This is a genomic window from Magnetospirillum fulvum MGU-K5 (assembly GCF_000442515.1).
GTDB lineage: Bacteria > Pseudomonadota > Alphaproteobacteria > Rhodospirillales > Magnetospirillaceae > Phaeospirillum > Phaeospirillum fulvum_B.
On record NZ_AQPH01000043.1, the window covers coordinates 1 to 24,046 of the forward strand.

Genomic DNA, 24,046 nt, shown 5'->3' on the forward strand with positions numbered 1-24,046 from the left:
CCGCCAGCATGATCAGCGCCGCCTGACCCACGGAGCCGAAGGCGACGTAGAGCAGCAGGAAGATCAGCCCCAGCGATGCGGGAACCACCACGGCAAGGCGGGCCTGGGCACGGGCCTGGTTCTCGAACTGGCCGCCGAACACCACCGAATAGCCGGGGGGCAGAGTGATCCGCTCGGCAATGCTACGGTCAATCTCGGCGACCACACCGCCCATGTCGCGGCCCTCGACGTTGGCCTGAACCACCACACGGCGCTGGACGTCATCGCGGCGAATCTGCGGTGGACCGCTGGCGATTTCGACACGGGCCACGTCGGCGAGGCGGACCCAGGCCCCGTTCGGCGCCGCAAGGATCAGGGCACCAATCGCTTCCGGCGTCGCGCGGTGGGGAGCGGCCAAACGCACCATGATGTCGTAGCGTTCATTCCCTTGAATCACTTGTCCGGCGGTGGTTCCGCCGATTGCGTCGGCGACAAGATCCATCACCTGGGCGATGGCGATACCATGGCGGGCCAGCCGATCGCGGTCGGGAACGATCACCAATTGCGCCTCGCCCTCCACGGGTTCGAGCGCCACGTCACGGGTTCCGGAAATGCCCTTCACCAACGTCTCGATCTCCGTCCCTTTGCGGGCAAGAACGTCAAGGTCGGGGCCGAACAGCTTGATCGCCAGTTGCGCCTTGACCCCTGACAGAAGTTCGTCAACCCGATTGGCAATCGGCTGCGAGAACGAGAACAGCAGACCGGGATGCAGCGACAGACGCTGCTCCATCGCCGCCTGAAGCGCTTTGCGGGTCTTCGCCGTTTTCCAGTCCGCGACCGGCGTGAGGCCGACCAGCATCTCGATATTGGAAACCGGCTCGGGGTCGCCGCCCAGTTCAGGGCGGCCCACCCGGCTGGAAACGGACGTAACCTCGGGGAAAGCGATCACCAGTTTCTCGAGTTTTGCCGCGACGGCCAGCGCGGTATCAAGGTTGGCCGACGGTGCCAGCGTGACACGGATGTTGAGGGTGCCTTCTTCCAACTCGGGAACAAATTCGGTCCCGAGGAATGGCACCAGGGCCAGCGCCCCCAGCAGCAGGGCGAGAGCGCATCCGATTACCCGTTTGCGCGCACGCAGCGCCGTTGGCAACACCCGGCGGTACAGACGTTCCACCGGCCGCAGCAGCGGGGAATGTCGTTCGCGCACACCGCGAGGGAAGGCATAGGTGGCCAGGGCCGGGATCACCACCAGGGCGACACCAAGCGAGGCGACCATCGCCAGCACGATGCTGAGCGCCATCGGCTGAAACATCTTTCCCTCGACGCTTTCGAGGGCGAACAACGGCGCGAAGACCACGATGATGATCAGCACGGCGAAGAACACCGGCCGGCCGGCCTCTCGCGCCGCTTCCAGGATGGCGAGCGGCACGCCCTCGCGTTCGGTGCCGGGCTCGCGGCGGGCCAGATGGGCGAAGATGTTCTCCATCATCACCACCGAGCCATCGACCATCATCCCGATGGCGACGGCGAGTCCTCCCAGCGACATAAGGTTGGCCGACAGCCCCCAGGCCGACATCGCCATCAAGGCCAGCCCGATCGAGATCGGCACCGAGATCAGAACCAGCACCGTGGCCGAAATGTTCATCAGGAACAGAGCCAACACGACGAGGATCAGCACGAACGCCTCGACCAGGGCCGAGGTGACGGTCTGAACCGCGTGCGACACCAAGTCGGCCTGGTCGTAGACTGGCTCGATCACCACTCCTGGCGGCAATGCCTTCTGGATCACCGGCAGCTTCGCCTTGATCCCGTCGATGGTGGCCTTGGTATTGGCACCCAGACGCTTTAGCACGATGCCGGTCACCACCTCACCCAGGGATTGCGGAGTCCCGTCGGGGGCGCGCAGGGTCGCCGACACCGCACCCTGGCGAATTTCCCCCCGAACGCGACGGTGGCGATGTCGCCGATCCGAACCGCGACGCCGCCTTTCTCCTTCACCGGGATGCGGGCGATGTCGGCCAGCCCGTCCTCGGCCCCGCGCACCAGACCGACGCCACGGATCACCAATTGCTCGGCGCCCCGGTCAAGAAACCAGCCTCCGGCGTTGCGGTTGTTGGCCTCGACCGCCGCTTTGACGGCCTCGACCGAAAGCCCGTAGGACAGCATCCGCGTCGGCTCTAACTGAATCTGGTACTGCCGCACCTCGCCGCCGAAGGAAAGGACGTCGACCACCCCCGGTACCGGGGCCAGCAGCACCTTGACCAGCCAGTCGTTGAGGCTGCGCAATTGTGTCGTATCGAAGGATCCCGGGACCTCTGGGCGCAGGATGTATTGAAACACCTGCCCCAATCCCGACGTGTTGGGCCCGATCTCGGGGATGCCGACTCCGTCGGGGATCTGTGAGCGCGCCGCCTGGAGACGTTCGAACACCTGCTGACGGGCGAAATAGATATCGGTGCCGTCCTTGAACACCACGGTGACCATCGACAGACCCGACTTGGAGATCGAACGCACCGACTCGACGGCGGGCATCGCCACCATCACCGCTTCGATCGGGAAGGTGATGAGCTGTTCGACCTCGGGCGCGGCCAGCCCGCGCGCCTCGGTGTTGACGGTGACCTGAACGTTGGTGACGTCGGGGAAGGCGTCGAGACTGAGGCGGGGCAAGATCAGGGTGCCCGCGACCAGGGTGGCGACCAGCGCCAGCACGACCAAGAGCCGGTTGACGACCGCAAGGCCGATCAGTTTGTTCAACATGACGTGCCTCGGCTCAGTGGTTGTGTGGGTCGAAGCCGCCTTTGGCGGCTTCGGACTGAACGAAGAAGGCCCCGGCCACCACCACCGGCGTGCCGGGGTCGATGCCTTCGACCACCGCAATCCTGGCGTCGGCACGCATCAGCTTGACCTCGGCCGGCCTGAACCGCCCTGCGTCATCGGCGAAGAACACCTGCCAATCGCCATCCGGGCCGCGCAGCACCGCGTCGAGCGGCAGGGCCAAAACCGGCGCGCCGCCCTCGACGGGAATCTCGACCTCGACGAACAGGCCGGACCGCAGAAGGCCGTCGGCGTTTCCGGCGTCGAAGCGTAGAGTCACGGTCCGGGTCACAGGGTCGACCATCGGCTGAACGCTGCGCAGCACCGCCGCGATCTCGGCATCCCCAACCCGAAGGGTGGCCAGTTGGCCCACCCGCAGATTCTGGGCCTGCACCGGACTAACCCGCGCCTCGATCCAGGCGGTGCGCTCGTCGACGATGGTGAACAGGGTCCGGCCCGGCACCACCAGTTCGCCCACGTCGAAGGCATCCGATCCCACCACGCCGTCGCGGGGAGCGACGAGCTGGACGTGGCCAGCGGCAGCGCCGTCGCGCTCGGCCACGGCCTCAAGCTGAGACGGGGAAACGCCGAACCCGACCAGACGGGTCAAGGCCTGCTGGCGGGCGGCCCGTGCCTCGTTAAAGCGTCTGTCGGAAACGATCTCGCGCCCCAGCTCGCGTACCCGCCGCCATTCCTGCTCGACGATGCGGAACTGGCTCAGCGCTTCGGCCATCTCCGGGCTATAGAGCACCGCCAGCACCTGACCCTTGCGCACCCGGTCACCCAGCGCGGCGCGGCGTTCGGTCACCGTACCCGTGGTGGGTGGCGTCACCACCCCACTACCGAAGCGGTTGGTCACCACTTCGCCAGGGGCACGGATCAGGAGCGGCACCACCCGGGGCATCAGGGGTGCCACACGGATTCCAGCCTGGGCCATCGCCTCGGGAGAGATCTCCACACCGGCGGACTCGGTGTGGCTCCCTTCGACCTTTGCTTCGTTTTTGCGGTCGATAATCTCTTGGGTCGGGGCGTTGGTCCCGCCACCCGCCATCCAGATCAGCACACCGCCACCCACCAGGGCCAGCCCGGCCAGGCCGAGGCCGATCGTCTTCGCTCGCGTCAGCTTAGTCATGGCGGGCACTCCCACTCACAAGGTCGAGGCTGGTGGCGCGGACCAAGCTGGCATAGGCGCTCCAGGCCGTGGCGCGGGCGTCGATCGCCGCCGTCTCGGAGCGGGCGGTTTCACGCATCTGCACCAGCAAATCGGTGGCGGAGAGGTCGCCCGCCCGCCACAGACGGGTCAGCAGCGCCGATTGGCTTTCCACTGCCGGGACCGCCTGAGCGCGCCACGATTGCTCGGCGTCGAAGGCGCGGCGATAGGCCCGAGCCGTCTTGCGGATCATCTGAGCCGCTTCCTGCACGACCAGACGTTCCTGCGCCTCGGCTTCGGACAGGGCGCGTCCGGCTGCCCCGACCTCGGCCGAACCGGAATTCAACACCGGGATGGGGATCGACAGGCCGACCAGGAGGCGCTTTTCCTCGCCTTCGCTCGATCCGCCCAGGCGGATCGTCGGGTCGGGAACGCGCTGGGCACGGGCCAGATCAAACCCCTGCCGCGCCGCTGCGGCCCGCCGTCTGGCCGCCTCGGTTTCGGGGCGCTGGGCGGCGAGTTCCTGAATCCGCTCCTCGGACAGGGCAGGCGGTGGCACGAGGTCCGCCGGAAGAGAGGGAGCCATCTCGATCGTGCACAGGCAGGCGGCGCGAAGTCCTTCCTCGGCCTCGACCAGGGCGAGGTCGGCTTCGTCCTGCGTGCGTTTCGCATCGGCGGCGGCCAGTTGCGCCGCGCCGAACTCGATCGCGGGCAGTTCTCCGGCCTTCTGGCGCTTGATCGTGACGTCAAGGATACGGGTAGCGAGGTCGGCCTGCCGGGTCGCGGCGGTTTGGCGAGCGCGAGCCGCCTCGCGTTCGGCCAAGGCGGCAAGAATGTCAGCGGCCAGCCCGACGCGGGCCAGTCGGGCCTCGGCCCGCGCGGCCAGCGCCGTCTCCTCACCCTGACGGCCTCTGAGGCCGCTTTTGTCGGTGACGTCGAGCGACAGGCGCATCGCGGCGCTGTACTGAGGCGACAATTTCGTCTCGGGCGGCGAGGAGATCTCCGGAGTAGCGTCGAATTCGAGTTCGGGATTGTAGAGCGCCTGGCCTGCGGCAAGGGCCTCGGCTGCGGCGCGGGCCCGGTTCGCTTCGAACAGCTGGGTGCGCGGGTGTTCGGGGAACAGGCTGGCAAGAAACGCCTCGACCGGGGCAGGAAGCGCCGCGACGTCGGCGGCAGTGGCAGACGCCGCCCCGCCCAGCAGGGCGAGCGGTATCAGCACGGCAAGTGTCCGTGATGTCATGGGGAAATCCTCATGGGGGCGGAGCGGCCAGCCCCGGCGGCGCCATTGCCACCGGGGATGTCCGCTCAACGCTCAATCGAAGGGATTATTCGGCGACCAGCGGAACCGAGTGCACCGTGTCCCCCGTCACCACCGTGATCCGGTAATTGCCTGGAGCGACCGGGCCCAGCTCGAGCCGGACCTTGTCGATATCGGCGGAGGAAAGGCTCTGGCCGGGTTTGGGCGGCGGGGCCTGGGTGTTTGGAACAGCGATGGGGGCCAGCCCGATCTCGGGTGCCAAGACGCTGACCGAGGGCGAATCGATCGCCGACGCGGTCAGAGTGAACGGAACACCGGAGCGAACCGTTATCGTCTGTTGCTCGACATGGCCGTCATGGACGACGACCGAGCGGACCAGACGGTCGGAGCAGGCGGAAAGGATCAGCGGCAAAGCGCCAAGGACAGCAAGTTTGGCCATGCGGTGCATGGGGATTCTCCAGAAATAAGTCTGACGGGGGAACGCGCGGACACGCGGCACAGTGGCCGCACGCACAAACGCGGATTGATCCGACAGGAAACTCAGTTCAGGAGAACAACGGTGCGGTGCTGGATCAGACGAGGATCTCGCCCGCGCGGCCTGGTCCACGGGCCCAGGATGCGCCGCACCGGCGAGGCCAGACTCCACAGCAGGCAGACCAACGCAAACAGAGGCGCGATCGGCAGGTCTTCCGGCCTGGGGGGCGACGAAGAGGTGGATTCGACGGCAGGCAGATCAACGCAAGTTTGCGACCCTGCCGCCGAAATGTCTGGCGGAGCGGCAAATGCCGATCCCGGATGGGGTTGCGTCTTGACGCTCTCGATCGCGACATGGCCGTCGCCGCCGACACACAGCACCCAGCCGACGCACAACAAGCCCGCCAGCAAAAAAGCCAGCAGCGACACCAGGATGGTGCCGCGACGGAGCAGATTGGCGATGGTACGGACGGGGTTCATCAGGATCGTAGCTGTGAGTGACACACGATCGTTATCATTTTTCGGTGACATCCCGCCACCATGATCGACTCCCTCGTCACTTTTGAACATGTCGGCCGTTACCCTGGCCGGGTGCGGATGGGCTGGGGATGATCTCCGACAGATTATAAGCGGAAATTAATCCGAAGCTATTTAGGCCCCAGCGTCCATCCTCCGGTGGGCTGCGCCATGAATTGTTCTGTTTGTGCGTACTCCTCGTTCATGTCGTGCCCAAATCCGATCGTTACTTCGCGGATTCGGGCTTGTTCTTCCCCTTGGTCTTATCCTTCGTATGGGGAGTGTCGTGGCTGTCCTGATCGAAGATCTCCTTCTGATCGGGGGTCAGGGTCGCATAGAACGCTTCCAGCGCCGGACGGGTCTCCTGAAGGGATTGAAGCTCAAGCTTCAGGTGAGCCTCCTTACGGGCTTCGCGCTCCAGCACCGTCGGCTTTGCTCCGACCTTGGGGGCGTCGGCGTGACAGGCGGTCCGCACGGTTTCCGCCGCCGCGAGCGAATCCTGGCGATATTTGGCAAAGGCCGATTTCTGCGGTTCGGTCAGCTTGAACCGCGCTTCCTGATAGCCGAGTTCTCCGCCCCGCCTGGCGTAATGGTCGTCGCAGGCCTTGGCGTGTTTGGCGGTTAATTCCTGTTGCGACAGAACTGGTCCGTCCCGGCCGGGAGATGCCGGTTCGGCAAGCGCCAGGGAACTCCACAAAAGAGGGACGGCGAACAGAATCGTCCGATATGGGGTGACCATTAGATAGTCCTTCGGCAGGGGATGTGGCGGGGGAGCCCACTTACGCGAATGCGAGAGCAAAAACCGAACGCGGACCGGAATCCGCGTTCGGTTTCATCGGGCTTATGATTTCGAGGTCGAGCTGTGCTGTTCGGCGTATTTCTTGGTCGCCTCCGTGGCGTGCTCGGTCGCATGGGCGGAATGGCCCGCCGCGACCTGCGCGTGATGGGCGGCCTTTTCGTGGTGGCCGCTATCGAACTGTTTGGCGGCTTCCTTGTGATGCTGCGCCGCACTCTCGCTGTGGGCAGCCGCCGCCGCGTGGTGCTCGTTCGCCTTTAATGTCGCCATGATCATGTCCATCCGAGCTGTTTCGAATATTGGCATGGGGGCGAGATCGATCAGTTCCAGTAATTCGGCGATTTGTAGAACGAATCGACTTTGTGGCCGTATTCCGGGGTCCAGGAAAATTCCTCGTTACGGCCGTAGCTCGGGGCTTCTTCAAGCGTCTTCTTATCGAGGTCGACCAGATAACCGCTTTTGGCGAGGTCATAGGTCAAGGTCGACCAGGGCAGCGGGTGGTGCCGTTCGCCGACGCCAAGAAATCCACCGAACGAAAGAACGGCGTAGATGGTCCGGCCGCTGACCTTGTCGACCAGGAGGTCTTCGATCGTTCCGAGCTTTTCGCCCGCCAGATTGAAAACTTCGGAGCCGGTGATCTTCTTCGAACTGATGAGCGTCGCGGACGTGATCGAAACAGATTCGGTCATGTTGATATCTCCGCAAAATGGATAGAGGACCAGTTTCATTCGTGATGATCATGAATGAACGCCCTGATCTGAACTTATCAATCTGGAGCGGATTTGAGGAAGCTGCGGAATGTACTTAAGCAATTAAAAATAATAAGAATATTAATATTCATTAATATGATTGTATTTTTGTAACGAAATATTTTCTCTATGAGCGTATTTTCCGATCCTTTTCACTGAGTGATGGCGTTCGTATCGTTCGGAATTGCTATTCATAAATAGCGGCATCTATTGAGGCGGATGAAGCCGATCCCAGGCGGCTCATCCGAAGGGATGCAATGGATTTGCCCGCCGCCGATAGTCCGTCCTCCGCCCTTGACTCCCCGGCATGGGACTGTCGGGATGAGGGGGCACGTCGTACCGTCGATCTGTCCGGCGATTGGATTGCGCGCCGTCATGCGGTCCCGGCCGCCGCGATCGAGGCTATCGGGGCGGTGCCGGGGCTGTCTTCTCTTGGCTTTCAAACCGACCGGATCGGGGCGTGGGATTCCGGGCTGCTGGTCTTTGTTGCGCAATTACGCCGCGATGCCGACCGACGCGGCGTGGCGCTCGACGAAACCGGGCTGCCACCCTCGGCGCGTCGGCTGCTGGCACTGCTGCCGCGTCAACCGCCTCCGGATGCGTCCGTTCCACCGCGGAGATCGCCGCGTCTGATCCTCGGCACTTGGGCGCTTTCCCTGTGGGCCGAGGAGAAAGCGGTCGCGCGCATTCTGGGCGAGACCATCTTGCGGAGCGGGGCGGCGGTGCGCGGTCAGGCAAGGATGCGCGGGGCCGATCTGCTGACCGCGCTTCAGGACGCCGGCGCCTCCGCCCTGGGGATCGTCATTGTCGTCAATCTGCTGATGGGCGGAATTCTTGCCTTTGTCGGGGCGGTTCAGTTGCGCCGGTTCGGGGCTGACATCTACGTCGCTGATCTGGTCGGCATCGCCGTCGTTCGCGAGATCGCCGCCCTGATTACCGCCGTGGTGATGTCGGGTCGGACTGGCGGGGCCTATGCCGCGCAGATAGCGACGATGCTAGGCAACGAAGAGATCGACGCGCTGCGTGCCGTCGGCATTCCGCTGCACGATTATCTGATTTTGCCCCGGATCCTGGCTTTGGTCCTGATGATGCCGCTGCTTTATCTCTATGGGGCGGCGGCGGGGATTTTTGGCGGTTTTCTGGTTGCGGTGGCGATGCTCAATCTGCCCTCGACGACCTTTCTCTCTCATCTGCAAACCGCCGTTGCCGGATCGCAAATCCTGTTCGGGCTTGGCAAAAGCGTCGCCTTTGGCGGCGTGATCGCGATCATCGGCTGCCGGATCGGGCTGTCCGCCGGACGCAGCGCCAGCGATGTCGGCCAGGCCGCCACCCGTGCCGTGGTGGCGGGTATCGTTGCCGTCATCGCTTTGGATGCCGTTTGCGCCGTTTGCGCCAACGCGCTCCGCTTCTGATTATGTCGAGCGCTCCCCAGACCGAGGTGAAGATCGCTGTCGAGGGACTGGCTTTTGGCTATGGCTCGACACCGATCCAGCACGATGTGTCGTTTACCGTCCCCGCCGGATCGATCTTCGCCATCATGGGGGGCAGCGGTTGCGGCAAGAGCACCCTGTTGAAGGCGTTGATCGGCCTGTTGCGCCCCAGCGCCGGAACGATGCGGGTGCGCGGCGAGGATTACTGGGCGGTCAGTGACGCGCGGCGCGAGCAGATCGGCCGCCGCTGCGGCGTTCTGTTTCAAAGCGGGGCGCTGTGGAGTTCGATGAGCATCGCCGACAATGTCGCCCTGCCGCTCCGGATGTTCACGACATTGTCGGCGCCCGAGATCGACCGGCTGGTCCGGCTCAAGCTCGATCTGGTCGGGTTGACCGCGCCGGGCGAGATGATGCCGTCCGATCTCAGCGGCGGGATGCGCAAGCGGGTCGGTCTTGCCCGGGCGATGGCGCTCGATCCCGATATCCTGTTCCTCGACGAACCGTCCGCCGGTCTTGATCCGATCGGAGCGCGTCGGCTGGACGATCTGATTCTCGATCTGCGCGACGGCTTCGGCAGCACGATAGTGATGGTCAGTCACGAATTGCCCAGCCTGTTTGCGATCTGCGATTCCGGTATTTTTCTCAGCGCTGACACCAACACCGCCATCGCGATCGGTGCGCCGCGAGACCTGCGCGACCAGTGCGCCGATCCGACGGTTCATGCCTTCATGAATCGCGAGACCCCTAAATCCGAGTCTGCCCCCGGCAATGGAGGTCCGAAATGAGCTCTAAACCCACTGTCGTCGGCGGGTTCGTGTTGGGTGGCCTGGGGATTGCCGTTCTCGCTATCTTGTTCCTGGGAGGGCTGCGTCTGTTCACCCCGACCCTGGGGGCGGTGGTGTTTTTCCCCACCTCGGTCGCCGGGTTGACCGTCGGTGCGCCGGTGACCTTTCGCGGTGTCCGGGTCGGGTCGGTGCGCAAAATCGTGCTGCGCCTCAATGTCGGTGACCGTTCGTCGCTGATTCCCACCTATCTCGAACTCGATAGCGACCGGATCGTCTGGGAGGAAATCGGTCCCCAGGGAATCGAGCCGGGCAGTGAGCCCGGAATCCCCCGACTGGTCCGCGCCGGATTGCGTGCCGCGCTCAGTACGCCGAATCTGGTGACGGGTCAGCTTGGCGTCGATCTCGATTTCCGTCCCGATGCGCCGATCACGACGCATGGTCCGAAGATGGATTTACCTGAAATCCCCTCGGTGCCGTCGGACCTGCAAAATCTGAAGGACAAGTTCGTCGAACTGCCGCTGCGCGAACTGGTCGACGAGACCCGCGCCACTCTGGGCCATATGGGGGCCGTTTTCGACGTGCTGGGTCTGCTGGTCGAGGAGTCCCGGCAGACGGCGATTGATGCGCGCGAGACCTTGCGGGTTACCTCAACAGCGGTGCGGACGCTGGGAGCCGATGCCGGGCGGACGCTGGGCGGGATCGACCGGCTGACCTTGGACGGGAGGCGGGTGCTGGAGACTGCCGAGCGCACCACCCGCCACGCCGAATCGCTGATGGCCTCTCTCGACGGGCTGTCCCAGCCGCGCTCGGAGATGCGTGACGATCTTGATGCCACGATGCGCGACCTTGCCGCCAGCGCCAGTTCGTTGCGCAGCTTTACCCGCGATCTGGAGCGCAGCCCCATCGAAACGTTGCGGAGGAAATGAGATGTCCGCGATCCGAAGAGTCTTTGCCGCGCTGGTTTTGCTCACGCTGCCGGTCGGCTGCGTCGACCGGCCGGAACCGCATATCTATGTCCTGGGAAGCGGGGAGGGGGCAGCCATCGGCGAGCAAACCGACCGAGGACGGACCATAATCGAGCTGAAGCCGGTACTGATTCCCGACCATATGGACACGACCGATTTCCTGTTGCGCAGCGGGCGCAACGAACTCAGCCCCAGCTCGACCGCACTTTGGGGGGAACGGTTGTCGATCGGGATTACCAGCGCGCTGGCGTCGGCTTTGGCCGAGCGACTTCCGTCCGCCCGGATCGTCGCCCGTCCGTCCGCGACCCATCCGGCGCGGAAGATATTCGTCGATATCACCGCTCTCGACCTGCGGCGCGGCGGTCTATGTACCCTTCGCGCGCATTGGACAATTTCCGCTCCGGGCGAATTGTCCGAGCGGATCGCCCCCGCTGGTGCCGAGGTTACAGTCATGGCGTCTGCCGATGGCCTCAGCGACGAAGCCGTCGTCGTCGCCCTGACCAACACGATCAGCCAGATCGCCGACCGGATTGCAGCCGATCTGTGATTCACTGTGGCCCCCGTTACCGCTGGCGCTCGAGTGCTGCGGTCACGAAACAGTCCGCTCAGGCCATATTCGTCATCGCCTTGCGGAAGTACCAAAGCGTGGCACCGAAGAACCCGCTGCCGATGACGAACAAGGCCAGCAATTCGGGCCACACCACCTCGAAGCCAGCACCGCGATACAAGATGGACTGGGCCAGGGTTACGAAATGGGTGTTGGGCGCGATCAGCATCAAATCCTGGACCAGTTCGGACATGCTGTCGCGGGCGGTCAGGCCGCCAGACAGGACCTGAAGCGGGATCAGGACCAGGATCATGACGATCCCGAATTGCTGCTTCCGCCCATGAACAGGCCGTCCAAGGCTGCGCTGGCGGTGCCGTAATCGCCGGTCAGGGCGATGCGTGGGAAAAACGCCGCCCGCGCCGCACCGATATCGGCCTCGGCTGCGCGTAAGCGGTTCTCGGCGCCTCGGATATCCGGGCGGTCTTCCAGCAGCTTCGACGGCAGACCCGGCGACTGATCCCGCACAACCGACTCTTCGACCGATGACAGCACCACGATGTCACTCCCGACCGGGGCCCCCACCAGTACGGCATGGGCGTTGCGAGTCTGCTCCCGCTGCTGTTCAAGGGTAATCAAAGCGTTTTCGGCCTGACCGAGTAGAGTTTCGGCCTGGGTCAAATCAATTCGGGGAGCGGCTCCGACCTCATAGCGGCGGCGGGCGATGCGGGCGGATTCGCTGCGGCTGTCGATCGTGCGGACCGCCAGAGCGATCCGCTCGTCCAATTCCCGGCCGACCAACTAGGTATTGGCGATTTGGGCAATCAGGCTGAGGGTGACCGAGCGGCGCGCCTCGTCGGTCGCCATCCAGCGTTCCAGCGCGGCGGTATCGAGACTGCGGACACGGCCCCACAAATCGAGTTCTCACGACGCGCTGAAGTTATTGGCGATGATGCTTTTGCCGGTATAGGACAGATCGCCCGGGGTTCTGGTGCGCGACGAGTCCGCCCCGGCGTTTAAATGCGGAAACAGATCGGCCCGTTGAACCGCGATGCGCAGATCGCGATTGTTGTCGAGTGCGGTCGCGATCAGGGCGTCCAGTGCCGGGGCGATAAAGAAGCGATCCCACCGGCTGGGCCGGATCGCCCCGGCATCGGCGCGATCCGGCGACGGCCATGCCTCCGGCACCGGCAGGGCGGGCTGGACCGGCTCGGGTGCCAACGAGCACCCGGCCAGCAGCAGGAGAGCAAGCGAAACAATTGCGCGGAGGCATGTCATCGGCCGTCGCCCGGCGGAGTCATGTCCGCGCCCTATTTGTCCGTCTTGATCTTCAGTTGGTTGTCAACCGCAGTAACCCCCGAAACGGAGCGTGCGATCGCAACCGCCTTGTCGGATTCTTCCTGGCTGGCGACAGTGCCGCTCAGTTCCACCTCGCCCTTGCTGTCGGTCTCAACCTTGATATTCAGCAGCGTCTTGGCCTTCTCATCGGCCAGCTTCGCCTTGACCTTGGTGGTGATCGCCGAGTCCTTGACATAGGTTTTGGCCTTGTTGGTCTCGGTTTCTTCGGCATTGGCGATGACGGGGGACAGCAAGGCGGCAAGGACGAAGCAAACGGCAGCAATCCGGTATTTCATGTCTTTACCCTCAATCTGTCAGTGAATGACCGCGCTCGCCGAGCAATCAATCAAATTGATCGGAACGCAATGTCTGTTCAGAATATCAAATTCAGCATTTGCGGGGCAGGAGCGGAATATACCCAAATTTATAATTTTCAATTTATTTCAAATTAAAAATAAATCTTCATCTTGCGGTAATTCCGCGAAGTGAGGATTTGTCTAATATCATCGGCGGCAATTTTTGAATAACAGGTTGCGTCGCCAATTACGCGCCAAGGGTATGATCAGTCCCTTGATGAGACCCTACGGCTTGACGTTCATCACGTTTGGCTGATCGAGGCGGCCGCGGGTAACTAACTTGCGAATCACGACATAGAAGATCGGGGTGAAAATCAGCCCGAACCCGGTGACGCCCAGCATCCCGAAAAACACGGCGGTACCCAGGCTCTGACGCATTTCAGCTCCGGCCCCGGTGGCGATTACCAGGGGCAGAACCCCCAAAACGAAGGCGAGCGAGGTCATCAGGATCGGGCGCAGGCGGGTCCGCCCGGCGTGAATTGCGGCTTCGACCCGGTTCATCCCTTCGGTTTCGGCCTGACGGGCGAATTCGACGATCAAAATCGCGTTTTTTGCCGCTAGGCCGATCAGAACGATGAAGCCGATCTGGGCCAGGATGTTGATCGACATCCCGCGTACGATCAGTCCCGACACGGCCGCCAGCAGGCACATCGGCACGATCATCACCACGGCGGCGGGCAGCGACCAGCTTTCATACTGGGCGGCCAACAGCAGGAACACGAACAGCACCGAGGCTGCGAACACCAGCAGGCCGTTATTGCCCGCCAGCAATTCCTGCAACGCCAGTTCGGTCCATTCGAAGCCAAAGCCGGGGGGCAGGCGTTCGTTCGCTAGTTTCTTCATCTGCTCCAAGGCATAGCCGCTCGAATAGCCGGGCGCGGCAACGCCCTGAATCTCGGCCGCCGGGAACAGGTTGTAACGCGGCACCCGATAGGGGCCGGTATCGGTGCGGAAGCTGGCGACGGCACCAAGTGGCACCATCTGGCCGTCACTGTTGCGGACGCGGATGTCGGCGATGTCGCGCAGGTCACGCCGGAACGGGGCGTCGGCCTGGGCAGTAACGCGGAAGGTGCGGCCGAGGAAGTTGAACTCGTTGACGAAAGCGGAACCGAGATAGACCTGGAGCGCGTCGGTGATGCGGTCGTTGGGCACCCCCATCATCTGCGCCCGTACCCGGTCGATATCGACCTGGACATTGGGAGTGCGGGTATTGAACAGCGTGAACATCCCGGACAGGCCGGGTACCTTTGCTGCGGCGGCGACCATGTCCTGGGCAACCGCTTCCAAGGCGCGGGGACCATGGCCCCCTTTGTCCTGGAGCATCATCTTGAACCCGCCTGCGGTACCGATACCGCGCACCGGCGGCGGCGGAATGGTGATGACGAAGGCGTCCTGGATCGAGACCAGCCGCTTGCGTAGATCGGCGGTGATGACGTTGGCCGACAGGCCCTGTTCCACCCGCTCCTCGAACGGTTTGAGCGGGGTGAAGATCGTCGCCGCGTTCGAGGCGTTGGTGAAGGTACCGCCGTCGAGCCCGGCGATCACCACGGTATGGCCGATGCCGGGAGTCTCGGTCATGATCCTGGTGACGTCGTTGACCACCGCTTCGGTCCTGGCCAGCGATGCACCGGGAGGCAACTGGACCACGGTGATCAGGTAACTCTGATCCATCTCGGGGATGAAGCCCTTGGGAGTCTTGTAGAACTCGATCCCGGCAATCACGATCAGCCCGCCATAGACCACCAGCATCACCGTGGTCAACCGCAGCACGCGGCGGGTCAACTCGCCATAGCCTCCGGCCAGACGCTCGAAACCATGGTTGAAGGCGGTAAAGAACCGGGAGACCGGGCGCATCAGGCCGGTGGCGCTATGATGGTCGAGCGGACCGTGACCCCGGAACAGCAGGGCGCACAGCGCGGGCGACAGGGTCAGCGACACCAGCAGCGAAAACACCGTCGAGGCGGCGATGGTGACGGCGAACTGGCGGAAGAACTGGCCGGAAATGCCGGGAATGAAGGCGGCGGGGATAAACACCGCGCACAGGACCAGGGCGATCGAGATCAGGGCCCCACCGACCTCGTCCATCGTCCGGTGCGCCGCCTCCAGCGAATCGAGGCCCTGGCGCATGTTGCGCTCGACATTCTCGACCACGACGATCGCGTCATCGACGACGATACCCACCGCCAGCACCAGACCAAACAGCGACAGGGTGTTCAGCGAATAGCCGAGCGATTCCAGGACGAAAAAAGTCCCGATCAGCGAGACCGGGATCGCCGCGACTGGGATCAGCGAGGCCCGCCATGTCTGGAGGAACAAGATCACCACCAGAACCACCAGTAATACCGCCTCGAAGATCGTCTTGATCACTTCGTCGACCGATTGATCGATGAACGTGGTCGGGTTGTAGGCGATGGTGTAGCTGACTCCGGGCGGAAAGCCGGGAGCCAGTTCATCGACTTTGGCGATCACCCGCTTGGCGGTGGCCAGCGCATTCGATCCGGGGCGCTGGAAGATGCCGATCGGCACCGCGTTCTTGCCGTTTAGGAAGGCGTTGACGCTGTAATCGAGCGCGGCCAGTTCGATCCGGGCGACCTCCTTCAGCCGCACGGTGCGGCCGTCGGCGTCGGCCTTGACCACCACGTTCTCGAACTCGGCCGGGTCGGTCAATCGTCCCTGAGTTTGCACCGACAATTGGAACGCGCCCTGGCCCGGCATCGGCGGCTTGTCGAGCACACCGGCGGCGACCTGGATGTTTTGGGCCTGAAGTGCCGACACCACCTCTCCGGCGGTCAGATCGCGGGCAGCCGCCTTTTCCGGGTCGATCCACACCCGCATCGAATAATCGCGGGCGCCAAAGATGCGGGCATCACCCACTCCATCCAGGCGGGCGATCGGGTCGATCATCTGTAGGGTAGCGTAGTTCGACAGATAGACCTGATCGCGCGATCCGTCCGGCGAGTTGAGGTGAACCACCATCAACATGTCGGGCGAGTTTTTGGTCACCGTGATTCCCAGACGCTTGACCTCGTCGGGCAGGCGGGGGGTGGCGATGGCAACCCGGTTCTGCACCAGGACCTGAGCCGTATCGAGATTGGTGCCAAGCGCAAAGGTCACCGTCAGCTTCAGGTTCCCGTCGCCGGTGGCCTGGCTGTTGATGTACAGCATATTCTCGACGCCGTTGATCTGCTGTTCCAGCGGCGTCGCCACTGTGTCGCTGACCGTCTTGGCCGAAGCGCCGGGATAGGAGGCGTTGACGACGATCGTCGGCGGCGAAATCTCGGGATATTGCGCCACCGGCAGGGCAAAGAAGCTGATGCCGCCGATGATCGTGATCAGCAGCGACACCACGGTGGCGAAGATCGGCCGGTCGATGAAAAAATGGGACAGGCGCATCACGGAATTGTCCCAGGCTGGGCGGTGACCTTGGCACCGGGGCGGGCCCGCATCAGTCCGTTAACAACGATCTGGTCGTCGGGCGACAGCCCCTCTCGCACCACCCGCAGTCCGTCCGGCTGAACCGGGCCGAGCTTGACCGGCTTGGGTACCACCGTACCGTCTTTGACACTCATCACCAGATGGCGCGATTGGTCGGTGGTCACGGCGGCATCGGGCACCAGCAGGGCTTCATAGGGATCGGACATCGCCAGCCGCACCCGTCCAAATGCGCCCGGCACCAGCCGTTGGTCGGGATTGTCCAACACGGCGCGAACCCGGATTGTGCCGGTCTTGCGGTCGATCTGATTGTCAACGAAGTCGATCCGGCCCTCGCGCGGCCAGCCGGTCTCGTCCATCAGCCGGATCGGGGCGGCGGCCCCGACCAGGGGGCGCTGGCCATCCTTGGCGCGACGGGCCTGGACCAGGAAGTCGGCTTCGCTCAGTTCAAACGAAAAATAGACAGGATCAACCGACACCAGCGTCGCCAACAGGGTCGGTGTCGATACGGTCGGGCCTGCGGAGATCAGGTTGCCGGGGGTCACCAGCCGGGCTCCGATTCGTCCCGAAACCGGGGCAACGACCCGGGTGAATTGCAGGTTCAGTTCGGCATCGCGCAGCGCGGCGCGGGCCGCCTCGACCGTGGCGCTGGCGCCGCGTGATTCCTCGGTCCGTTGGTCCAGCATGCTTTCCGGTACGAAATCCTTGCGGCGCAATTCACCGGCGCGGACCAACTGGCGACCGGCAAATTCCTTGGTTCCCGCCGCCTGATCCAACTTGGCGCGAGCCTGAGCGACGGCGATCTCGTAAGGGCGGGGGTCTATCACGAACAGAACGTCGCCCTTCGACACCATCTCGCCGTCGGTGAAGCGGACTTCAGTCAGATAACCGCCGACCCTGGCCCGAACTTCGACGGATTCGACGGCGCGGAATTGCCCGGTGATCTCAGCCCAGTCGGTAACGGTGCGGGCTAGCGGTGGGGCGATTGTCACCACCGGCCCGGTGGCAGCCGCTGTCGCGGCGGGCGAGGGGGAGCGGGGGCCGAACACCGAAAACAGGCCCGCCCCGATGCCAAGAACGATCAAAGCGGCAAGGGCGAAGGCAGGCTTGGGGATCGAAAAGGCTTTGGGACTGATCGGCATGGCCCGATCCTGATCGCAAGGGGGAAGGGGAGCGGGGAGCACAGCCGCCGGAGAGGGGTTTGAGTTTGACCGAACTCAAATAGACTGATCGGTCTAGTATTACCGTTGCACCCGCTTGGCGGTCAACCCTGTCAAAGCCCGTCGGCACGGGCTTTCGTGGCGGGCGGAGGTCTGCTAGGGTGCCGACTGGACGACGACAGGGAGAATGTGGGTCATGCAGGTGCGCATCTATCGTCCGGGCAAATCGGCAATGCAGTCGGGTCCGGGGGGCGCTGCCCGGACCTGGGTGTTGGAGGTCGAACCGACCGAAGCGAAATTGCCCGATTCCTTGATGGGATGGGCTGGTTCGGGCGATACCGCGACCCAGATTCGCCTGACCTTTGCCAGCCGGGATGAGGCGATCGCCTTCGCCAGACGCAAAGGACTCGACTATCGGGTTGACAATGAGCCGCCTCGCAGGCAGAAACCCAAATCTTACGCCGACAATTTCCGCAGCGATAAGCGGGAGTTCGGTCGGTTCTGATTTCTGAAAGGGCGCCCGTAGCTCAGTTGGATAGAGCACCCGCCTTCTAAGCGGGATGTCGCAGGTTCGAATCCTGCCGGGCGCGCCATTTCAGATCATTTCCTTGCCCTGTCGGTTCCTGAATAACCGACGGCCATGTCCCCTTCCCGATTGTAGCGGCGCGCGCGATTTTGGACGATTTTGCGCTTGGTTTTAGACAGAAGAAAGCCCTCTGTAATGTCCATTTACGGACTGTTACAGAGGGCTTTGCGTTAGGGGACTAGGGGGCCTCCTGGGCTGTTTCAGGATCAACCGGCCAAATCGGAGCCGCCGGGTCGGTGGTGACCTCGGGCAAGTCGCGTAGCGCTTGTGCGTAAGTCGCCCAGGCGGTGGCTTGGGCATCTGTCAGGGTCGTTGGCAGGCCGAAATCACGCTGATTGCGGTGGCGGTCCAGCACAGCGGTAGCTCCGAGCAAGCGGTTGTCGCGCTCGGCGCGTAAAGCGGACCAGGCGGATTGCACTGCCACGGCCTCGATCGCGGCGATCTGCTCCGCTCCCAGCGGGGTCACCGTGCGGCGGATCACCACCACGTCGCCGTCGACGACAGGCGGCGCGGTGCCGCCGATCTCCAGCGGTCCTGGCTCGACCCCGGACAGCACGACAGCGCGGATGGTGTAGTCGCCCGCGTGGTGCGGCAGATGCGATAGCGGCCCCAGCACGGTGGTGCCATCGGGCAGATCAATGGCCTTGCCGTTGCGGGTGTAGCGCAGGAAATCCGCGCCCTGGGTGATGGCAAGATCGAACATGGTGGGGTTACCTCGCGGTGGTAGGGGCGACGCAGACGCCGCCGATGGGACGACCTATCTGGATGGAGACGTATTTTGCGCCACTGGTGTTGTGATAGGCGTCAGACCCGCCGCCACGCAGCTTGACGCCACCCACGACTAGGTCGGCGGCGGCATAGGCGGTTTCGCCGATTTGGGAGTTGGCAATCAAAATGCGGGTGGCGGGGTTGGTCTGGTTCAGCGCAGTAGCCACAACCATGGGGTCACCGGCCGTCGAGACGCGGCGGCTGATGACCAGGTCGGGCCGCACGGTCGATGCCTCAAATGCGCCCCCGGCATCCGCCGTCCCCGTACCAAGGTGCGAGGTCAGGCAGATGTGCCCGGCGCCCTCGGCCACCACCAGCCAGCGATAGGTGCCGCTGGGCGCGCTGGCGGCGATCTGGAACGAGTTGACGCCGATAGCGGTGATGGTGCCATCCGCCGCCGCCGTGCCGTTGAGCGTGGAAAGCTGGCCCGGCGTCATATCGGGGTGCCACCACCGCCAGTCTCCTCCCGCCGCCCCGGCGACCTTGAGAATGACCGAGTTACGGGTCTTGCCCAGGCCATGGGTGACGGTGGTCGCGGTGCCCGTAGTGTGGATCACCTCGGCGGTAGCCACGCCGTAGTTGGACCCGACGCGCAGTCGGCAACCCCAGTAAGTGCCACCCGCCACCAGGGCCGTCGCCGCCGCCTTTCCGGCTGCGCTATTGAGCGGCATTGAATTGGCTGGATCGTCCGAAAATCGCACCCGCCAGTCCTCGGCAGCGTCCCGGCGTTTGATGATCTCGACCCACTGGCCGTTCCAGTGAGCGGTCAGGGACGCCAAAACCGGGACGATATTGGCCCCGGTGGCGCTGGCCTGGGCCAGTCCCTCGGACGGGTCTTTGATGTCCGGCTCGGGCAGATTGGCTGTGCAGAGCGCCTTGGAGCCGGTCGGCAGCGGGTAAACAAACGGGCGCTGTCCGAAGTTGACCGAATAAGTGCAGGTGCAGCCGCCGCCACGTTCATTTGCAACGACCACGGCCCAGGCATATCCGGCGAGCGGGATGGCGAGATCGCCTTGAGACACGCTGTTCCGGTAAAAAGTGACCCGCCCGGCATCAATGTCCCATTCGACGCCGATGACATCGCCCACACTGTAGGGTGCCCCATATCCGCGAAGGCTGCCTAACACTCGCAACGTGCCACTGTAGCCATTATACCCGATCGCGGCGGCCATCTGCCCCGCCGTCCACGCGCTACCGGGCGTCAAGCGATCGGCCCTCGCGATGCCGATTTCGTAAGGCTCGGCGACCGTGTGGGATGCGGCAGTGACCTCGCAGTACCAGTGCCCCGACCTGGGGGCGATTGTTGCGCTGGTCCATCCGTCCAACGCGAACGGGAGCGTACCCCAGCCCCCTGAAGTCTCGGAAACAGCGGCGTTGTGGCAAAGCGGGTTCAACGCCGCATAGACATTGGTCGGCGTACTGGTCACCGTGTCCCGGCCGACCGAATCGAAGCCCGTGGCCTGCCAGTGGTTGCCCTGGCCGCTTACGTCTGCGCCGGGGGCGAGGGGATCGGAAAAGTCCAAGTGATAGCCGTTGCCGCCCCAGCCACCGGCGGCCGCAATGGCGGCATATATCTCGGAGCGCGGACGCGACACCCATACGCCATGGATGGACGCCTCCCCGAAGAGAGAGGGGGGCACGACTGCGCCGTCAATAAAATAAGCGTCCGCGACAATGCCCCGGAGGCAACTTCCAATAGTTTGTTCGCTGGCACCAATGGCGTGACGGTTAACGGTGTTTACCCATGTCGGCTTACCCGCAAATGAGTTGACGCTTACTGTCAACTCCTGCGGTACACCGTTTACGGATATTGAAACAGTGCCAATCTCTGCGTCCACGGTCAGCAGGATATCCAGCCATCCAACGTAGTCGCGGAAAATTGAGCGGGTAACCCCATTGTAATTCAGTATATTTTCGTTTGCGTTGTGAAAAGCAAAACTTCCATTCCTTATGAAAAGAAAGGTGTAATTGCCGTTGCTGTTGTAGACGGAGAGCAAATATTGATCGGAAATTTCGCTGTTAATCTGTAGCGATGCCCGAAAAGACCACTTTTTTATATGGCCAGCTTTAATTGGGGTCCGGGTGAGATAATGCGCTTCGCCGAACACCACGGCCGCGGCGTCCCGCTCACGCGGCACATAGCAGGCAGGGGCCACGGCGGGCTGAGACAAGAACGGCATCATCACCCGGCCCCCCGCTGGCTGATGACGACATCGAGCGCTGCCCCAGACCCGTCCGAGGTGACCCACAGCAGATTGACGGCCCCGGCGGTGGTGGACCACGACCCGCCCGCCACTCTGTAGCCGGGGGCCAGGGTCAGGGTGCGGCCGCCGGTGGCATCTTGCTTGAGGACCACCAGGAACATGCCCGCCTTGCCCTCCGCCTCCGCCGGGAAGCCCAGAGTCAGATTGGCCGACAGCGGCGCCGCCGGGGTGAAGACGTTGCCTGCCGCCAGGTCAGCCGTGGCGACCCCGGCATTGATGGTCAGCACCACCGGCTTGGTCCAGAAGCCCGCTTCCAACACCGCGCTGGCGTTATAGCGCAGATAGGCGGACAGATTGGGGGTATTGGCGGCGATGGCAGCGGCGATCATCACCTGAATGGATTGTGCCATCTGGCCGACGTCGCCTTCATCCGGCACGAGCTTTCCCGCCCGGATGACGTTCAGAATTTCGTCGGTCAGCGCGTTGGCATGGGCAGCGGTGTCCCGCGACGGTTTAACAGTGCCATCGGCCGAGCCGTCGGTGAATTTTCCGTTGTGCAGCCCCACACGGGGGTCGCTCTTGGGATAGTCCATGGTCCTTTTGCTCCTAGACGTACCAGATGATGGTGTGGGCGGGTTTCAGCCGTTCCAGCATGCAAATCAGCGATTGGGCGCCCCAGCTCGCATAGGGTTCGCCGTGATAGCCGCGCCCGTGGCGGCGGCGGAAAACGGTTTCCGGCGGCAGATGCACTTCCCAGATGAATTGCATTTCCCGGCCGCCGTAGGGCGTGCCGTGGGTGCGGCGGCCGTGGAACCTGGCGCGGCGTTCGGTGATGGTGATTTCAAATCCCAGCGCCGCCGCCAGGACGACGTAATAGGCCGGTGACTGGCCGCCTGTTGCGGTCAAGCGGGCCACTACCTGGGCGCGGCGTTCGGCGATCGTGGCCGCCGGGCCGCTGCACGGATCGGGCAGGCCGCACACCCGTTCCCAATCTGTCAGAAGCTCCAGCGTGGTGCGCGGGTCGGCTTCTTCGATCAGGTCCAGGGCGCGGTTGTGGGCGCGTGCCAGGCCATCGGCCATGGCCAACAGAACGTTGGTCAGCACCGTGTCGGGTTCGCGCGGCCAGGCGGCGCCCGTGGGAAGCAGGGCCTGAAGCTGGGACAGGTAAAGCTCGGGTGTCGCTCGCATGTCGTCAGCTCCAGTTCGGCACGCCCAAGGTGGCGATCTGGTGGGGGGCCGGGATAAAGTTGCCCGGCGGGCTGGTCAGGGTGTGGTCGGTTTCCCCGGCGGCTAGGCTGATGGCCTCGCGAATATGGCTGGCCAGGATGACGCCGCCCGGTTCCGCCTCGCGGCGCAACAAGTCTTTCAGTTCGGCCACCACCGCCGCCTTCACCGCGTCGGTGTTGGGCTTCAGGCCGAGGATGGCCGGATTGATGGGCTTGGGCGTCGGGGCGAACAGGATCACCTCGGCCGTCACCGGGCGGCGGGCGTCGATATAGGCTTGCACCTCGGCCACCTTCTCGGCACTGGGGATGCCGTCGCCGCAGTCATCGTCGCACATGAACATGATGCCCACGGTGCCGATACCGCCCCAGCCGGGCTTGACCCAAGCGCGAGTGACGCCCGGCACCTCCAAGGTCCACGCCACATAGTCATGCGCCGCACCGCCGTGGGGCGCCTGGCGGATGCGAGCCAGCAGGCGGGCCAGAAGGGCCGCGTCTGTTTCGGTATCGGCGCCGCCGGTCATGCCGCCCGCACCCACCACCAGGTCAGTGGCCACCCCCCCGATGGTGGAGACCACCTTGAGCTTGGTCCCGGCCACGGCGTTGCCGCCCATGCCTGCCACCTTGGCGACGGCCGGAACAATGGCCGTCGTGCCGGTCACGACGACGGCGGCGGTCGTGACATAGGCCACGCCGTCCGCACGCTGCACCTCGGTGCCCTCATCAATGGGCGTATCGTCATTGCCGGTGAACACCAAATTGCCCACAGCGAAACTGTTAGGCTTGCGAGGAATGCCCCAGATGGATGCCCAGCGGTCCAGAATGTCGCCGTCGGCGGTATCGAAGGGGATTTGTCGGCTGATCCAGTCTTGATAGCCGTACAGCCCATGCAGCGCCCCGGCGTGCACGCGCGCCATGACGTTCAGGTTGGACATGGGCAAGCGGGCATCGGCGCCGGGCAGGCGGCTTTCGAAGTCGGCCTGTTCACGGTCGATCAGCTCGGCCAGGGTCGGGCGGGTGAAGCTCATGCGGCGATGTCCTTCCAGGCGGTGGCCAGATTATCGTTGGCGGCCCACAGCCAACCGAAACGTTCGGTCACGTTCGCGGCCTTGGTTACGGTGATGGTGATGCCCAGCACGCCCGTGGCCTGCCATTCGGTGGTCACGTCAACGCGGCTTGCCACGCCCAGGCGGGTCAGCCACTCCAGCGCCTCGCGGCAATAAAACGCGGCGCGCCGCGCGGTCTCGGCCGTCTGCTTCTCGCGCGACAGCAGCCACAGGCGCGAGCCAGACCGCCACGGCGTGTCGTCGGGGGCGTTGGCGGGCGGCACCACGTCGCCCCACCATCCGCGCCGGTCGGTGGTGCCATCGGGCAGCACGTCGCCCGGCTCGGCCCGGCGGTCGGTGAACAACGACAGGGCGATGGCGGTGTTCAGCCCGGCTTCCTGTCCCAGCAAGCCGCCGATCAGCACCCAATCTGCGGTCAGGGTCTGGCCGTTGAAGGCGGTTTGAAAGTCCAT

At 64.0% G+C, this 24,046-nt stretch carries 26 protein-coding genes and 1 tRNA gene; 6 read left to right on the forward strand and 21 right to left on the reverse strand.

Annotated elements, in window-relative coordinates; genetic code table 11:
* The 9 genes from K678_RS11330 to K678_RS11365 form a co-directional block, all read right to left on the reverse strand.
* Positions 1-1,897 (reverse strand): efflux RND transporter permease subunit (locus K678_RS11330; RefSeq protein WP_021132588.1); only part of this gene is annotated, 1,897 nt, incomplete at its 3' end.
* On the reverse strand, positions 1,840-2,736 hold the full coding sequence (locus K678_RS19770; RefSeq protein WP_021132589.1) for an efflux RND transporter permease subunit: 897 nt from the start codon (positions 2,734-2,736) through the stop codon (positions 1,840-1,842). The genes K678_RS19770 and K678_RS11330, both read right to left, overlap by 58 nt.
* A gap of 13 nt (positions 2,737-2,749) precedes the next feature.
* Positions 2,750-3,925 carry an efflux RND transporter periplasmic adaptor subunit gene (locus K678_RS11335; RefSeq protein ID WP_021132590.1) on the reverse strand — a complete coding sequence of 392 codons (1,176 nt, stop codon included), beginning with the start codon at positions 3,923-3,925 and terminating at the stop codon, positions 2,750-2,752.
* The gene (locus tag K678_RS11340; protein ID WP_021132591.1) at positions 3,918-5,183 is read right to left on the reverse strand and encodes a TolC family protein; all 1,266 of its coding nucleotides are present in this window, start codon (positions 5,181-5,183) and stop codon (positions 3,918-3,920) included. Before K678_RS11340 ends, K678_RS11335 begins: the two co-directional genes overlap by 8 nt.
* Positions 5,184-5,268: 85 nt before the next feature.
* Entirely contained in the window at positions 5,269-5,640 is a 372-nt protein-coding gene (locus tag K678_RS11345) for a cupredoxin domain-containing protein (RefSeq protein WP_039852898.1), read from the reverse strand.
* Between the two features lie 101 nt (positions 5,641-5,741).
* Positions 5,742-6,179: a hypothetical protein gene (locus K678_RS11350; protein WP_155804532.1), complete on the reverse strand. Its 438-nt coding sequence runs from the start codon at positions 6,177-6,179 to the stop codon at positions 5,742-5,744.
* Between the two features lie 238 nt (positions 6,180-6,417).
* Complete coding sequence (locus K678_RS11355) at positions 6,418-6,930, reverse strand: Spy/CpxP family protein refolding chaperone (protein ID WP_021132594.1); 513 nt, start codon at positions 6,928-6,930, stop codon at positions 6,418-6,420.
* 102 nt (positions 6,931-7,032) lie between these two features.
* Positions 7,033-7,257 carry a hypothetical protein gene (locus K678_RS11360; RefSeq protein ID WP_051185909.1) on the reverse strand — a complete coding sequence of 75 codons (225 nt, stop codon included), beginning with the start codon at positions 7,255-7,257 and terminating at the stop codon, positions 7,033-7,035.
* A 50-nt stretch (positions 7,258-7,307) separates the two neighbouring features.
* Positions 7,308-7,676, reverse strand: coding sequence for a PRC-barrel domain-containing protein (locus tag K678_RS11365; RefSeq protein WP_039852909.1), 369 nt, complete (start codon positions 7,674-7,676; stop codon positions 7,308-7,310).
* A 317-nt stretch (positions 7,677-7,993) separates the two neighbouring features.
* On the opposite strand from K678_RS11365, the gene K678_RS11370 reads away from it, so the two are divergent.
* Genes K678_RS11370 through K678_RS11385 form a run of 4 tightly spaced genes read left to right on the forward strand, consistent with a single transcriptional unit; the run spans position 7,994 to position 11,463 of the window.
* The gene (locus K678_RS11370; protein WP_021132597.1) at positions 7,994-9,148 is read left to right on the forward strand and encodes an MlaE family ABC transporter permease; all 1,155 of its coding nucleotides are present in this window, start codon (positions 7,994-7,996) and stop codon (positions 9,146-9,148) included.
* A gap of 2 nt (positions 9,149-9,150) precedes the next feature.
* Complete coding sequence (locus K678_RS11375; RefSeq protein WP_039852904.1) at positions 9,151-9,951, forward strand: ABC transporter ATP-binding protein; 801 nt, start codon at positions 9,151-9,153, stop codon at positions 9,949-9,951.
* Positions 9,948-10,877: an MlaD family protein gene (locus K678_RS11380; RefSeq protein ID WP_021132599.1), complete on the forward strand. Its 930-nt coding sequence runs from the start codon at positions 9,948-9,950 to the stop codon at positions 10,875-10,877. Before K678_RS11375 ends, K678_RS11380 begins: the two co-directional genes overlap by 4 nt.
* Before the next feature lies 1 nt (position 10,878).
* Complete coding sequence (locus K678_RS11385) at positions 10,879-11,463, forward strand: PqiC family protein (RefSeq protein ID WP_021132600.1); 585 nt, start codon at positions 10,879-10,881, stop codon at positions 11,461-11,463.
* A 58-nt stretch (positions 11,464-11,521) separates the two neighbouring features.
* On the opposite strand, the gene K678_RS17765 is transcribed toward K678_RS11385, so the two are convergent.
* The 6 genes from K678_RS17765 to K678_RS11405 all read right to left on the reverse strand — a co-directional run bounded on the left by K678_RS17765 (position 11,522) and on the right by K678_RS11405 (position 17,728).
* Complete coding sequence (locus K678_RS17765; RefSeq protein ID WP_021132601.1) at positions 11,522-11,776, reverse strand: P-loop NTPase family protein; 255 nt, start codon at positions 11,774-11,776, stop codon at positions 11,522-11,524.
* The gene (locus K678_RS18670) at positions 11,773-12,246 is read right to left on the reverse strand and encodes a TolC family protein (RefSeq protein WP_196802571.1); all 474 of its coding nucleotides are present in this window, start codon (positions 12,244-12,246) and stop codon (positions 11,773-11,775) included. The genes K678_RS17765 and K678_RS18670 overlap by 4 nt, the downstream gene beginning before the upstream one ends.
* A 138-nt stretch (positions 12,247-12,384) precedes the next feature.
* Positions 12,385-12,738, reverse strand: coding sequence for an outer membrane factor lipoprotein domain-containing protein (locus K678_RS18675; RefSeq protein ID WP_021132604.1), 354 nt, complete (start codon positions 12,736-12,738; stop codon positions 12,385-12,387).
* Between the two features lie 32 nt (positions 12,739-12,770).
* Entirely contained in the window at positions 12,771-13,094 is a 324-nt protein-coding gene (locus K678_RS11395; RefSeq protein WP_021132605.1) for a BON domain-containing protein, read from the reverse strand.
* 285 nt (positions 13,095-13,379) lie between these two features.
* Positions 13,380-16,547, reverse strand: coding sequence for an efflux RND transporter permease subunit (locus K678_RS11400; protein WP_021132606.1), 3,168 nt, complete (start codon positions 16,545-16,547; stop codon positions 13,380-13,382).
* The gene (locus tag K678_RS11405; protein WP_021132607.1) at positions 16,547-17,728 is read right to left on the reverse strand and encodes an efflux RND transporter periplasmic adaptor subunit; all 1,182 of its coding nucleotides are present in this window, start codon (positions 17,726-17,728) and stop codon (positions 16,547-16,549) included. Before K678_RS11405 ends, K678_RS11400 begins: the two co-directional genes overlap by 1 nt.
* Positions 17,729-17,942: 214 nt before the next feature.
* Here K678_RS11405 and K678_RS11410 point away from each other — a divergent pair, with 214 nt between their 5' ends.
* Complete coding sequence (locus K678_RS11410) at positions 17,943-18,251, forward strand: ETC complex I subunit (protein ID WP_021132608.1); 309 nt, start codon at positions 17,943-17,945, stop codon at positions 18,249-18,251.
* 11 nt (positions 18,252-18,262) lie between these two features.
* Positions 18,263-18,339: transfer RNA gene (locus tag K678_RS11415), tRNA-Arg, on the forward strand.
* Positions 18,340-18,510: 171 nt separating this feature from the next.
* Here the strand turns inward: K678_RS11415 and K678_RS17780 are convergent.
* From K678_RS17780 to K678_RS11445, 6 genes are read right to left on the reverse strand one after another with little or no spacing between them, the layout of a single operon-like run.
* Positions 18,511-19,035 carry a phage tail assembly chaperone gene (locus K678_RS17780; RefSeq protein WP_021132609.1) on the reverse strand — a complete coding sequence of 175 codons (525 nt, stop codon included), beginning with the start codon at positions 19,033-19,035 and terminating at the stop codon, positions 18,511-18,513.
* Between the two features lie 7 nt (positions 19,036-19,042).
* The gene (locus tag K678_RS11425; protein ID WP_021132610.1) at positions 19,043-21,283 is read right to left on the reverse strand and encodes a DUF7483 domain-containing protein; all 2,241 of its coding nucleotides are present in this window, start codon (positions 21,281-21,283) and stop codon (positions 19,043-19,045) included.
* Positions 21,283-21,897, reverse strand: a complete 615-nt coding sequence (locus K678_RS11430) for a hypothetical protein (RefSeq protein WP_021132611.1) — start codon at positions 21,895-21,897, stop codon at positions 21,283-21,285. Before K678_RS11430 ends, K678_RS11425 begins: the two co-directional genes overlap by 1 nt.
* Positions 21,898-21,910: 13 nt before the next feature.
* Positions 21,911-22,492, reverse strand: coding sequence for a YmfQ family protein (locus tag K678_RS11435; RefSeq protein WP_021132612.1), 582 nt, complete (start codon positions 22,490-22,492; stop codon positions 21,911-21,913).
* A gap of 4 nt (positions 22,493-22,496) precedes the next feature.
* Positions 22,497-23,555, reverse strand: coding sequence for a baseplate J/gp47 family protein (locus K678_RS11440; protein WP_021132613.1), 1,059 nt, complete (start codon positions 23,553-23,555; stop codon positions 22,497-22,499).
* Positions 23,552-24,046, reverse strand: a complete 495-nt coding sequence (locus K678_RS11445; protein ID WP_021132614.1) for a phage GP46 family protein — start codon at positions 24,044-24,046, stop codon at positions 23,552-23,554. Before K678_RS11445 ends, K678_RS11440 begins: the two co-directional genes overlap by 4 nt.